Here is a 12,739-nt window from a genome sequence, read left to right on the forward strand (position 1 = left end):
CTTGTTTCTGACATGTCTGGTCCAATTCACACTAGTTTACCTTACACATCCATTTCCATATATTGTTTGAGAGTCCTAATGTCATCCCTTATACTTAATGATATAACCATTTCCAGTATATAAAGTAGGAGGTTACATACATGGAAACAATGGAAAGACTATTTCAGTCCAATTTCAAAGTGGGAGCTTATCCCTTCTATGAATACTTACGCCAACATGACCCTATCTTCCTCATGTCACAACAACACAACCAATCATCTTGGATTGTTACTAAGTATGACCATGTAAAAGAATTACTAAAAACACAAAGCTTTTTAAAAGATCAGTCCAAACTATTTTCCACCTCTCCCCACGACACACCTCAAGATGAAATGACGACGATTTTTCAAAACATGATGCTAGATGTTGATCCACCTGACCACACAAGACTTCGCAAATTAGTCCAACCCTATTTCAATCCAAAAACGATAAAAAATCTACAACCAAGAATTGAAGATATTGCTGACCAATTAATTATGGAAATGAACAACAAGAAAGGTCCAATTGACTTAATCAACGATTTTGCCTTTCCACTTCCGATTATTGTCATTAGCGAATTGCTAGGTGTCCCCGCTGAAGACCGAAATAAATTCAGGAGATGGTCTAACACGATCCTTGCAGCGGCAGATGACATGGAAACGGATTTCGTAGAGGATGTTCAAGCCTTTACTCAATACTTGACCCGCTTGTTTGAAGAGAGACGCGAAGAACCACAAGACGACCTTATCTCTAACCTTTTACAAGCAGAGGAAGAAGGAGAACAATTAAGCCGTACCGAGTTGTATTCGATGATTGTGCTCTTGATTATTGCCGGACATGAGACAACTGTGAACCTAATCGCCAATACGATGTACGCTCTGTTTGAACATCCTAGGCAAATGGAACGGTTACGAGAGGACTTCTCATGGACGGAGAATGCTATTGAAGAGGGGCTACGCTATTATAGCCCAGTTGATTTCTCTACAGCTCGTTGGGCGGAGAAAGATATGGAGTTTCATGGTAAACACATTCAACGTGGCGATTTAGTACTCGCTTCTCTCAGCTCCGCTAATCGTGATGAAAGCAAGTTCGAACGAGCAGATGAATTTGATATAACACGAAAAGAGGTCCAACATGTTGCCTTCGGATTTGGGATACACTTTTGTCTTGGGGCACCACTAGCACGTCTTGAAGGGAAAATCGCACTCGAAAAGCTTCTTAACGCTTTTCCGGATATTCGATTAGCTGAACAAAAACCAAATTGGCGTCCTGTCTTTTTGCTTAGAGGGTTAGATAATCTTTACGTAAATATAAAGTAAAAATTAAGAAAAGCTTACGGCGCCCGGTTAGCCGGCCTACACAACGTAGGTTGGTTCGATGTTGCTACGTGATGTAGCTGTTTTAATCGAACTTCCATGTAAGTGGTTCCATGTTTCTGCTCCCTAAAGTTCTATACATGCGGATTTATGAAACAGAACCTAATGGTATCTTCAATGATAGTCAAGAAAAAAAGCGCAAGCGCCCGTTAAGCGACGTACAAACTGCGGCCCACAGGATGTGGGTTGGTTCGATGTTGCTGCACGATGCAGCGAACTTAATCGAACTTCCTCTTAATCCTTTTGAGATAAAGGAAACACGAAGAGCGGAAGCGATTCGATGTTGACTTATCGTAAGGAGGGGCAGGAAGTTTGCTAGTCGCTGGGCGCTGGAGCTGGACGTGGCCATATCACTTTTTTAGTTATACACAAGCATTGAATTTTATAATTTCCTAAGCAACTAAAAAGCTCCTAGCACCAATGATGCGTGCTAGGAGTTTTTCATTCCTTCATAAATTTTTCCGCAAATGTACAAGCAGGTTGTTTGTCATACGTGTGGTAAATAGTCTGGGATAACCGGACCGGGTCACCAAAGAAAAACCGTTCATATAAGGTTTGCCTGGCACCAAAGGCACTCATGGAGATATCCCAGGCCAACCGAAACAAACGAACACGTTCTTTGCCGTTTTTGTCAGTCGCCTGTAAATAATTCTTTAGATCCGCTCCAATCGATGATTCAAAATCGCTTTCGGTCGGTATGGTCATCATCCCACTTGCTCCTAATTGCTGAAGAATTTCTGTGAAACGAGGATATAGCTCCTGAAATTGATTGATTGCTATATATAGAGGCTGGCGTGCAGGGATGTAAACACCTGTCGATTCTTCTATCAACCCTTGTTCTTCCGAGTAAATAAGTAAGGCTTGCATTGTTTCTAGCCCTTTAATTATTTCGGTAACTTTGCTTTGTACGTGTTGATATTCACTAATATTAATTGTTTCTACAATAATTTGCGCTATTCCAAGTAATAACTCTATTTTGATTACTTGCCTAGAAACAATTTGATGAAGCGTAAACGGCGTGAATTTTCCCTTTTTATATAAATCATCCATTGCTTTAATGTTTTTATAAATGAATACCCTTTCCCAAGGGACGAGCACGTCATCAAAAAGAACAATCGTATCCATTTCCTCAAATCGGGAGGATAACGGTGCATTAAATCGGGATTTTCCAGTCACAAATGATTCCCTGGCAACAAATTTTAATCCAGGTGTATTACTTGGTATGGAAAAAGCATATGCCTCTGCTTCTTCTATTCCTCCTGGAGCAGACAGCACGATGATTTCATCGGTAATCCCACCTTGGGTAGCCAGTAACTTTGCCCCTTTGATGATGATCCCCTCGTCTGTACTTTTTACTATTTTTGCATTGGTCACATCCTCATCCAAAACGCTTAGAGTAGAGCGATTCGACTGAGGCTTTAAAAAAGTATGAGTGAACGATAGGTCATGTTCTCGGGCGTATTCATAGAACGACCGTAACCGCTCGGGAAAGCAATTTTCTTCGCCTTCTAAAATATTTGCTGAAGCCGCATAAGATGCTAATACAGTGTTCATATAATCAGGACTTCTCCCCATTAACCCACCTGTATGTCGTGCCCACCGTTGGATCATCTTTCTTCTTGCTTGGAGATCTTGTTTTGTTTTCGGAATTAAGTAAGATGTACCGATTTGATGACCTGTTGTATCAGAGGAAAAGGTCATCATTTCTTCCGCTTGGCTATGCTGTATGTCATACAACTCTGCCTGACTCTGAATCACACCTTGAAATGCAGAATGTTGAGAAATGTTCCCCTGAATACGCTCCCCATCAATCCAAACCTCACTCTCTAGCGCGTCAATTCGTCGGATATATTCTTCCCCTGTTATCGCAGGCATCCAATCACTCCCGTTAGATAAGCCACAAATAGTTATTATCTATTTTATTAAGCTCTCTAAAGAATGTGAGTAATCAGCCCAATTGTTCATATGTATTTATAGCAACAGAAAAACAAGGAACGGGCTGATTAAGGAAATGATAATAGCACAAAGGATCATCGCAACCGTACTGACTGCCCCTTCTCTTTCACTATTCTCCATAGCCTTAGATGTCCCAATCGCATGAGATGCAGTCCCCATTCCAATCCCTTTACCGAGGAAATGCGTAATGCGCATCCATTTGAATACACTGGGGACTAACACCGCTCCTACTATCCCAGCAAAAATAACAAACACAGCAGCTAAGGAAGGTACACCACCGAGACTTTGTGCTACAGGCATGGCTACAGGTGTTGTGGCATTTTTAGGAACAAGAGAATAGATAATCGATGGTTCAAAATCAGCCCATTTCAGAAGAAGGATACCGGATGACACACCTATTACAGCACCAACCGTAACACTTGAAACAATCAAGAACATAAATCTTTTTAAAATAGCTCGTTGCTTATATAAAGGATAGGCTAGAGCAACTACCGCTGGGCCCAAGAACCAGTCAATCCAGGCCCCTCCCTTCATATAGGTATCATATGGAATATCACTAACCAGCAACAAGAGGCTAACCGTAATCGTAGAAACGAGTACAGGCAAGGTAATGGGAGAACGTAATCGTCGATATACGTTAAGGGAACCTATATATATTAGAAGCGTTCCAATTATCGCCGCCATCCCAATCATAATATTACTCATAGTGCTTCTCCTTTTGGTGAACTATAAACTGACTGAAAGCCCCTGATGTTACCGCCACAAGTATTGTACTAACTAAAACAATGACTAGAAGCAGCATACCTTTTCCCGCTAGCACGTCCAGGTATTGAATAACACCTACGGTCACAGGGATGAAAAGGAGTGGCAGATGAGTAACTAATAAATCAGATCCTTTATCAATCCACGTTACCTCCATAAGGTTGGTTAGCAACGCAACAAACAGCAACATCATCCCTATAATACTTCCCGGAATAAACAAATCGCCTACTCGTTGAATCCACATCCCTATATAGTAAAACATCGTTACAATCGCAATATGTAATCCTATTGTCAACATCTTCATAGATAAACTCCTTTAGTCTTCGTAACCTTTCCGTTTACTTCTTGATGGAATGTCATACATCCTGTTTGTTTGCAAATTTTTAACTCTCTATTTCCTCACATGAATCTACGTATTTCTACTCATACTATCATCAGGAGGTTTCTACTTATGAAAATGGCCATGATATCAATATTTCTTTTATTCATTAACCCAGCTGTACAAAATGAAGATTTAACAATTGTTCATGAAGGAAAAGAAATCATGAATATTTATCGGGACGATTATATGGAAGAGTTTATTGGTAAGCCGTTCATCAGTTCATCCAAAACAAATGAGCTTATGAACCAGGTGTCAGAGGTGGTACATAAAGAGGCTATCAACGCCAAGATAGGGAATTCAGGAGAAATCATTCCTGGAGAAAACGGATACCACCTTTATCAGGAAAAATTCCAAGGGATGTTTTACAGCTATCTCTTAGGTAAGGGTCCCATGACAATGGAAGCCCCAAAGCTTCCCATTCACCCGAAAGTGGACAGTGAGATACTCGCAAATATACGTACAAAACAAATTGGGCAGTATGTCACCTATTTCAACTCAAACAATAAAGAAAGAACCCATAACATTAAACTCGCAACAGACGCAGTAGACAGTCATGTTGTCTTCCCAGGAGAAACCTTTTCATTCAATCAGGTCGTAGGTAAACGAACAAAAGAAAAAGGGTACTTACCAGCCCCTGTCATCGTAAAAGGAGAGGTTACAGAAGGAATCGGAGGCGGAATTTGCCAAGTTTCCTCTACCATCTTCAACGCTGTAGATAATGCTGGCGCTAACATCCTACAGCGCTTCTCCCATAGTAAAAGCGTTCCATATGTACCACCAGGAAGGGATGCTACCGTTAGCTGGTATGGACCAGATTTCACATTTAAGAATCCGTATAATCAGCCCTTATTAATCCGTGCTAAAGTGTATGGCGGACAACTTAGTATCACGATATTTTCCTCTAATGAAGCTGAAGTGAAGAATCGAGATATTCCTGATGCTTCTGAGGAGTTGCCAGATGAAGTGAAGTTGGAGGAAGATGAGTAGCACGAAGATCTATATTAGTAAAACTCAAAAGTTTCAGCTATCTACCCAACATCCCCCATGCCAACAAATATGGGGGATTACTTTAGATTTCGATAACATAAGATGTCAATTCCTTAATTTTAGCGTTCTTACCAGCACCAGTGAATTGGAACATATCACAAAAAGCATAACGCTTTTGATTTTTCATGTTGAACATCCCCTCCACTGCTCCTGATTTACCGTGAGTGATAATTGTTTTCATATGAACTTCAGACAGGATGTCGCTTTTCATATGTTTGCAACATTCAATGAATTGATCCTTCCCTTCGATGACTTCATTGCCGAGTATATTCCAATAAATATCATTGGAAATCGCCTCTTCCAAAAAAGACAGGTCACCTTTGGAAAACGCTATAGTAAACTGTTTAAGGAACTCTTTCTTTGGGGAATTTCCACAATCCTCAGCACAAATGATTTTTAGACCTTCCTGATTACCTTCCACTATATAAGCACTCCTTTTAGTTTCCTATTGTAAATCCATTATACTATGTACTCTTAACCGTAAATTTACTAATAAGCAAAAGGAACAATACATTATTCATCCCGCCTTGATATGTAATCACTTATTATCAACTAACTCATTTACCAACAGGTTCAAAAGATACACGCCTCTAAACAAACAACCAGCAATAATACCAAACGCAACAACAGCTCCAAAGTAAGGTCCACCTATCACTAATAATAACCAACCAAGAAAAGTAGCCAGTACTATCAATAGAAATGTAAACAATCCAACTTCCTCCTTAAGAGATCTATATTGCATTTATTTTATCATTACTTTATATCAGAATAAGATTTATAAAAAAGACTCTGTTAAAGTTTGGTGTTGATTTTGGAATCAACTAATCAAAATAGCCTTATTCACGATAAGAAGCGAAATTTTGAATAAGGAGTTTTGGTGCCTGAGTGGTTGATTCGGTGGGAATTCACTCGCTTTCCGCGGACAATCGGTGAAGCCTCCTCGTTCGGCTTTGCCTCTCTGCGGGGTCTTCACTCGATCGTATTTCCGCAGGAGTCTCGCAAATTCCCACCGAATCAACGCCATGTTTTTGGAATCCATATCAAGGAAGGTATTTGCCTTTTATTTGGATTAACGGGAAAGTTTCAACACTATTGATTCAAATATTCAAGGTGGTAAAACATCATAATACTCAACCTAGCACTAACTACGATGGATCCGTTATCCCTTATACCGATGGGCGGAGGGTAATGGTGAGACTCCTGCGGAAGAAGGGACAATGCGAGACCCCACAGAGAGGCGTAGCCGAACGAGGAGGCTCGCATGTTCCTCCGCGGAAAGCGAACCATTTCACCGCAGCCCCTTCCTCACAAAAGTAACGGGGCCAGACTCATTAGTTATTAAAGGTTATGGTGCTTAATGGAAAAACCTAATACTATTTCATTATTTTATCAACAACGAACTTTAACACATCCATAAAAAAAAGACTAAACCACTATGATTTAGCCCTACTCTCGTACTTTCTTTAATAACTCTACAACCCTAAATTCTTCGCAATAATTGTTTTCATAATCTCATTAGTCCCTGCATAAATCGAAGCTACGGGAACATCTCTATACCGTCTGGCAATTTCGTATTCTTCCATGTATCCATAGCCGCCATGGAGCTGCATGCATTCTCCTGCTACTTTTTTGGATAAGTCTGTAGTCCACCATTTCGCCATGGACACTTCATTTACGATATCCTCGCCAGCCATATGCTTTGTAATTAGGTTATCAACGAACGTTCTACCTATTTGTATTTCCGTTGCCATTTCGGCAATTTTAAATTGGGTGTTTTGGAACTTACTAATTGGTCTTCCAAAGGCTTCCCGTTGTTTCACATAATCCATTGTCAGTTGTAACATTCGTTCGCAGGAGGTCATAGCCGTTATCGCTACCGTTAAGCGTTCCTGTTGTAGCTTATCCATTAAGTAATAAAAGCCTTTCCCTTCCTCACCGAGCAAATTGCTAGCAGGTACACGACAATCGTCAAAAATTAATTCTGATGTGTCACTTGTATGCTGGCCTACTTTGTTTAACTTTTTCCCTTTTTTAAATCCTGGGACTTCCTGGTCAACCGCATCTACGACAATGAGGCTGATTCCATTATGAGCCGGCTTAGCTTTAGGATCTGTTTTGCAAACAACAACGGCAAAGTTGCATGAGTAACCATTCGTAATGAATGTTTTCTCTCCATTCAGTATATAGTCATCCCCATCCCGTTTGGCAGCGGTCTTAATCGATGCCAAATCAGAGCCAGTACCGGGTTCTGTCATCGCGATGGCTGAAATTATTTGTCCGGTCGTACTTTTAGGTAGCCACTTTTTCTTTTGCGCTTCCGTACCAAACGCATCGATATAAGGCATAACAATATCATTGTGAAGGCCTGGTCCCACTAGTCCCGCTCCTACTTTCTCCATTTCCTCTGAAAAAACAACGGAGTATCCGAAATCTGCATTCATACCACCGTATTGCTCATCCACCCATGGACATAGAAAACCTAGCTCACCAAGCTGCGTCCAAAAGGAGCGTGGTACGTGACGCTCCTCTTCCCATTTTTCAAAATTAGGGATTACTTCTTTTTCCAAATATCGTCTCAACGACTGTCTAAAGATTTCATGACTCTCTGTTAAAATGGGCCTTTTCATAGCCTTCACCTTCCTAATATATGAATGTGCTTTATGGCCATCATGCAGATGTTACTATGCCTCTATTCGTTCTATAATCGTTGCATTGGCCATACCGCCACCTTCGCAAATGGCTTGCAGACCATATCGTCCTCCTGTTCTTTCAAGCTCATGAATCATCGATGTCATAAGACGTGCACCGGTAGCACCTAGCGGGTGACCTAGAGCGATAGCTCCTCCATTTGGATTTAGCTTTTGTGGGTCAGCATTAATTTCTTTAAGCCAACATAATGGGACGGGTGAAAATGCTTCGTTTACTTCATACGTATCCATGTCATTAATGGTTAATCCTGCTTTATCCAATACTTTTCTCGTTGCATCAATTGGACCTGTTAGCATCAGGGTTGGATCTGAGCCAACTACCGTACGAGCGACAACTCGAAATCTAGGCTTAAGACCAAGCGCTTCCGCTTTATCCCTAGACATTAACAACAATGCTGCAGCTCCATCACTCATCTGACTAGAGTTTCCAGCATGTATCACTCCATCTTCAGTGAAGGCAGGATTTAGTGCACTTAGCTTTTCAAGAGTCGTATCTCTCCTCGGTCCTTCATCGTGCTTAATGACGGTTGTCGAACCATCATCGAGTGTAACTTCAAGCGGCATGATTTCCTGATCAAATCGACCTTCATCTGTCGCTTCAATTGCACGACGATGACTTTCTAGTGAATATTTATCCAGTAGTTCACGGGAGAAGCCCCACTTTTCCGCAATACGTTCTGCAGATAACCCTTGATGAATCATTTCATAGCGTGAACTTAACTGCTCACTCCAATCGGACTGGCGCCTTGAAGCACCTAGCGGAACACGCGTCATGCTTTCTACTCCTCCAGCGATGACGATATCCATATCCCCGCTCAAAATAGCTTGGTTGGCAAAGTGAATCGCCTGTTGACCAGAACCACATTGGCGATCGATCGTTGTTCCCGGCACATGGATTGGAAAGTCAGCCATTAATGCCGCTGAACGAGCAATGTTCAACCCTTGTTCTTCGACTTGGGACACACAACCCAAAATGACATCTTCAATGGATTCTGATGAAACGCCAGCTCGCTTAACCAATTCCTTTAGAACCGATGCAGCCATATCGTCTGGGCGAGTATTGCGTAATACTCCCTTTCGCCTTCCAACCGGTGTTCGGACTGCCTCCACAATTACTACTTCACGCATGATACATTCCTCCATATGTGCGCAAGAAGCGCTATTTTTTGATAATCTAGCAGTCTATTCTTATTTAGGTGCCATCCTCAATGCGCCGTCTAAACGAATCGTCTCTCCATTAAGCATGGCATTCTCTAAGATGGATTGCGTTAGTTTGGCATACTCCTCAGGACGGCCTAACCTTGATGGGAATGGAATTTGTGATTCTAGTGCCGCGCGTGCTTTGTCTGATAACGAACCGAATAATGGTGTTTCGATTAAACCAGGGGCAATTGTCACGACGCGAATACCACTCTTGGCTAAATCTCTTGCAATCGGCAAGGTCATGCCAACGACGCCGCCTTTTGATGCACTATAAGCAGCCTGCCCGATTTGCCCTTCATAAGCCGCTACGGAGGCTGTATTGATAATAACGCCGCGCTCTCCTTCCTCATTTGCCTCTCCCTCTACTAATTTCTCCGCTGCTAGACGAATCACATTAAACGTGCCCATTAAGTTTATCTGGATAACCTTCTGGAAGGTTGCGTAATCATGTGCCTTCCCTTTACTTACGGTCTTTTCTGCGGCACCAATTCCTGCACAGTTTACAACCGTGTTGAAGCCTCCAAATTGAGCAATCGTCTTTTCAATAGCTACTTGCACATCGCCCTCACTAGTTACATCTGTTTTTATAAAAATGGCTTGCTCGCCTAACTCTTCTGCTAAACTAGTTCCTTTTTCTTCAGATAAATCTAGAATAGCTACTTTACCACCATGCTTTACGATATTGCGGGTTGTTCCTTCCCCTAGACCAGAAGAGCCGCCTGTTACAATAGCAATCGAATCTTGAATATTCATATCATTTTCTCTCCCCTTCCCTTTTTGACTAGTAAACTAAGTATCACTCGCTTGATTTTTCAAGTAACCAAGTTCTTGAAACACCTCATCATTGTGCTCTCCTAATCCAGGTGCATTCTTTCGTATGTGTATGTTTTTCCCCTCTAACTTAATAGGGTTATTGATTTGCTTTATACGTTCAGCGTTAGGGTGCTCGACTTCTGTGATGAGTGAACGATCTTTAAAATGCTGATGATCGGACATTTCTTGTGGTGTTAGTACAGGAGAGATACATGCTTCTTTCCCATCAAAAAGCACTAACCATTCTTGTAGCGTCTTTTGTTCGATTACTTCTTGAATCGCTTTTTTCAAAAGTTGTTGCTGTTCCACAGGAGCATTCAGCTGAACAATGAACGCTTTTTTTCCAATCACTTCGCAAAAATTTTTCCAAAACTTAAACTCGAGAGCCGCTACTGCTAGGTATCGATCGTCTTTTGTTCGATACACTTCATAACAAGCTTTACCCCCACTCAATACAAGTTCCCCTCTATCAGGCTCCTCGTCTGGATTGGCCCAATAATCAGGTAGTATCGTCTGCATCCAAGAAACAGTTCCATCCAGCATGGAAATATCAATAAACTGGCCTTCCCCTGTTTTTTGAGCATCTATAATCGATACCAGTATTCCGATGGTAGCCATTTGTGCTCCTCCGCCAATATCTCCAATTTGAACAGATGGGATTAGAGGTTTCTCTCCAGGCTGTCCTTGTAGATGGAGTAAGCCTGAGTAGCTAAGGAAGTTTAGGTCATGTCCCGCCTCTTTTGCATAAGGACCTGTTTGACCATATCCCGTCAAGGCGCAATATATGAGTTGAGGATTATGTTGTTTCAAATGTTCGTAAGACAAGCCCAACCTTTCCATTACACCTGGTCGAAAGGATTCAATCACAACATCAGCGGTTTTAACTAACTCAATAAATAACTGTTTATCTTCTTCATCTTTAAGGTTCAAGGTGACACTCCTTTTGTTCCGATTAAGCGAACAAAATAGAGCGCTTTGATCACCAACTTTTGGCTCATTCCAACGAGCATAGTCTCCACCTTTAGGATCCTCAACCTTAATAACATCCGCACCAAAATCAGCCAGCATCATCGTGCAATATGGACCCGGAAGTAATCTCGTTAAATCAAGAACGCGTACACCATCGAGTGGTAAGGACACGCAGCATATCCCCTTTCCGATATAAAAGCAAATCTAGTCACCCATAAAAGATAACGTTTTCATAAACAAATAATAACAATTTTCTAAAATTTATACAACTATTTATTTTTTGACTAATTGTTTAAAAATATATACACTAAACCTAGCGTTATATTGAGCTGAGGTAAAGGCTTGCTTACCTTCATCCTTTGTATGATAATGCTTTTGTCTCATTGGATGTAGGGTTTGCGAGGGACGCGGGGGTTGCGAGCAACTTTTGGATTTTTGGAGCGAGATTTAGAATTTAGGAGCGACTATTTGAATATTGGAGCGAGATTTTCAAAATAGGAGCGACTTTCCGAATATAGGAGCGACCCACAAATAGAAGGTATACACGGAGGGAACATCATTGTCATTACGAGAGAAAAAAATTGCGAAAAAAAAGCAAGATATACTAAGGTCCGCCGCTACTGTTCTAGCGGAAAAAGGCTTTCACGGTACTACAATGGAAGAGGTGGCAGCAAATCTTCTGATGACAAAAGGGTCTATGTACTATTATTTCAAGAATAAAGACGACCTTATGTTTCAATGTCATCAGATGGTCATGGATTTAAGTCTTGATAAGATACAACAAGTCGTAAATAGTGATAAAAATCCAACCGAAAAGCTAGAACAAGCTGTTAAGTCCCACATCTTACTGGCAACTAGTGAAAAGTCGATGTTTTTGATGATGGACCAACCAAATCAAAATTTCACCGGCGAGCACTTAGAAGAAGCATTACAACAACGAAAAGATTATGCACATCATTTTGATGATATATTAAAAGAAGGAATAGATACAGGCGTTTTTGACGAAACGATCGATATTCGTATGGTTCGATTTATCATTTTAGGAGCGTTAAACTGGACCCTGCAATGGTATAGCGAAGACGGCCCTCAGACGGCTGAAGAAATTGCAGATTCCTATGCTAAACATTTGTTGAAAATGGTCGTAAAAAGATAAAAGCTATTAAAAAAGAGGCTGGGACAAAACTAGTCTCAGATAATTAAAAAGGTTCCAATCATCGTTTTTGGATGATTGGAACCTTTTTTCTTAGGGTCATTTCTATAATCTATGGGTTTATTTCCGTTCATGGCATTGTACTTTCTTAAGTTCACTGCCATGAACGCAAATCCTAATTCATTATGAACATTCTCGTTGCCCCTAACGGACATTCGAGTGAAATGCAAATTAGCCTTCAAGAATCCAAAAACTGGTTCTACGTCTGTTTTACGTTTCCCGTAGATTTCACCCGTTTTCTCGTCTGAAAGCTTCTCTTTAACCATATTCTTTTGTTGTTCCCATTTTTCATTAT

At 41.1% G+C, this 12,739-nt stretch carries 13 protein-coding genes; 3 read left to right on the plus strand and 10 right to left on the minus strand.

Annotated elements, in window-relative coordinates; all coding sequences use genetic code 11:
- Nucleotides 1–140: 140 nt before the first annotated feature.
- Nucleotides 141–1,337 carry a cytochrome P450 family protein gene (locus N782_RS12005; RefSeq protein ID WP_036820158.1) on the plus strand — a complete coding sequence of 399 codons (1,197 nt, stop codon included), beginning with the start codon at nucleotides 141–143 and terminating at the stop codon, nucleotides 1,335–1,337.
- A 498-nt stretch (nucleotides 1,338–1,835) separates the two neighbouring features.
- Here the strand turns inward: N782_RS12005 and hpaB are convergent, their stop codons facing one another.
- The 3 genes from hpaB to N782_RS12025 form a co-directional block, all read right to left on the minus strand.
- A complete protein-coding gene (gene hpaB / locus N782_RS12015) occupies nucleotides 1,836–3,269 on the minus strand; it encodes a 4-hydroxyphenylacetate 3-monooxygenase, oxygenase component (RefSeq protein ID WP_036820165.1) in 1,434 nt (477 codons plus the stop codon).
- 96 nt (nucleotides 3,270–3,365) lie between these two features.
- Entirely contained in the window at nucleotides 3,366–4,055 is a 690-nt protein-coding gene (locus N782_RS12020) for an LrgB family protein (RefSeq protein WP_036820167.1), read from the minus strand.
- Complete coding sequence (locus tag N782_RS12025) at nucleotides 4,048–4,416, minus strand: CidA/LrgA family protein (RefSeq protein ID WP_036820169.1); 369 nt, start codon at nucleotides 4,414–4,416, stop codon at nucleotides 4,048–4,050. The genes N782_RS12020 and N782_RS12025 overlap by 8 nt, the downstream gene beginning before the upstream one ends.
- A gap of 147 nt (nucleotides 4,417–4,563) precedes the next feature.
- On the opposite strand from N782_RS12025, the gene N782_RS12030 reads away from it, so the two are divergent.
- Nucleotides 4,564–5,481 carry a VanW family protein gene (locus N782_RS12030; RefSeq protein WP_036820172.1) on the plus strand — a complete coding sequence of 306 codons (918 nt, stop codon included), beginning with the start codon at nucleotides 4,564–4,566 and terminating at the stop codon, nucleotides 5,479–5,481.
- Between the two features lie 82 nt (nucleotides 5,482–5,563).
- Here N782_RS12030 and N782_RS12035 read toward each other — a convergent pair whose 3' ends face one another.
- From N782_RS12035 to N782_RS12055, 6 genes are all read right to left on the minus strand, one after another.
- A complete protein-coding gene (locus tag N782_RS12035) occupies nucleotides 5,564–5,962 on the minus strand; it encodes a nuclear transport factor 2 family protein (protein ID WP_052111313.1) in 399 nt (132 codons plus the stop codon).
- Nucleotides 5,963–6,079: 117 nt separating this feature from the next.
- Entirely contained in the window at nucleotides 6,080–6,250 is a 171-nt protein-coding gene (locus N782_RS21545; protein WP_161783105.1) for a hypothetical protein, read from the minus strand.
- A gap of 763 nt (nucleotides 6,251–7,013) precedes the next feature.
- Nucleotides 7,014–8,168 (minus strand): acyl-CoA dehydrogenase family protein, encoded by a 1,155-nt coding sequence (locus N782_RS12040; RefSeq protein ID WP_036820175.1) that lies wholly within the window; start codon nucleotides 8,166–8,168, stop codon nucleotides 7,014–7,016.
- A gap of 54 nt (nucleotides 8,169–8,222) precedes the next feature.
- On the minus strand, nucleotides 8,223–9,377 hold the full coding sequence (locus N782_RS12045) for a thiolase family protein (RefSeq protein ID WP_036820179.1): 1,155 nt from the start codon (nucleotides 9,375–9,377) through the stop codon (nucleotides 8,223–8,225).
- Between the two features lie 60 nt (nucleotides 9,378–9,437).
- Nucleotides 9,438–10,205, minus strand: coding sequence for a 3-hydroxyacyl-CoA dehydrogenase (locus tag N782_RS12050; protein ID WP_036820182.1), 768 nt, complete (start codon nucleotides 10,203–10,205; stop codon nucleotides 9,438–9,440).
- Between the two features lie 36 nt (nucleotides 10,206–10,241).
- Complete coding sequence (locus N782_RS12055; protein WP_036820185.1) at nucleotides 10,242–11,405, minus strand: CaiB/BaiF CoA transferase family protein; 1,164 nt, start codon at nucleotides 11,403–11,405, stop codon at nucleotides 10,242–10,244.
- 388 nt (nucleotides 11,406–11,793) lie between these two features.
- Here N782_RS12055 and N782_RS12060 point away from each other — a divergent pair, with 388 nt between their 5' ends.
- Nucleotides 11,794–12,387 (plus strand): TetR/AcrR family transcriptional regulator, encoded by a 594-nt coding sequence (locus tag N782_RS12060; protein WP_036820187.1) that lies wholly within the window; start codon nucleotides 11,794–11,796, stop codon nucleotides 12,385–12,387.
- A gap of 35 nt (nucleotides 12,388–12,422) precedes the next feature.
- On the opposite strand, the gene N782_RS12065 is transcribed toward N782_RS12060, so the two are convergent.
- Nucleotides 12,423–12,739, minus strand: a 317-nt coding sequence (locus N782_RS12065) for a transposase (protein ID WP_237582649.1), incomplete at its 5' end; no start/stop codon positions are given.

This window comes from Pontibacillus yanchengensis Y32 (assembly GCF_000770635.1).
GTDB classification, from domain to species: Bacteria; Bacillota; Bacilli; order Bacillales; family BH030062; genus Pontibacillus; species Pontibacillus yanchengensis.

Excerpts from the sequence above, each read along its gene's own strand:
- N782_RS12005 (WP_036820158.1), top strand. The coding sequence starts at position 141 with ATGGAAACAATGGAAAGACTATTTCAGTCCAATTTCAAAGTGGGAGCT.
- hpaB (WP_036820165.1), bottom strand. The coding sequence starts at position 3,269 with ATGCCTGCGATAACAGGGGAAGAATATATCCGACGAATTGACGCGCTA.
- N782_RS12020 (WP_036820167.1), bottom strand. The coding sequence starts at position 4,055 with ATGAGTAATATTATGATTGGGATGGCGGCGATAATTGGAACGCTTCTA.
- N782_RS12025 (WP_036820169.1), bottom strand. The coding sequence starts at position 4,416 with ATGAAGATGTTGACAATAGGATTACATATTGCGATTGTAACGATGTTT.
- N782_RS12030 (WP_036820172.1), top strand. The coding sequence starts at position 4,564 with ATGAAAATGGCCATGATATCAATATTTCTTTTATTCATTAACCCAGCT.
- N782_RS12040 (WP_036820175.1), bottom strand. The coding sequence starts at position 8,168 with ATGAAAAGGCCCATTTTAACAGAGAGTCATGAAATCTTTAGACAGTCG.
- N782_RS12045 (WP_036820179.1), bottom strand. The coding sequence starts at position 9,377 with ATGCGTGAAGTAGTAATTGTGGAGGCAGTCCGAACACCGGTTGGAAGG.
- N782_RS12050 (WP_036820182.1), bottom strand. The coding sequence starts at position 10,205 with ATGAATATTCAAGATTCGATTGCTATTGTAACAGGCGGCTCTTCTGGT.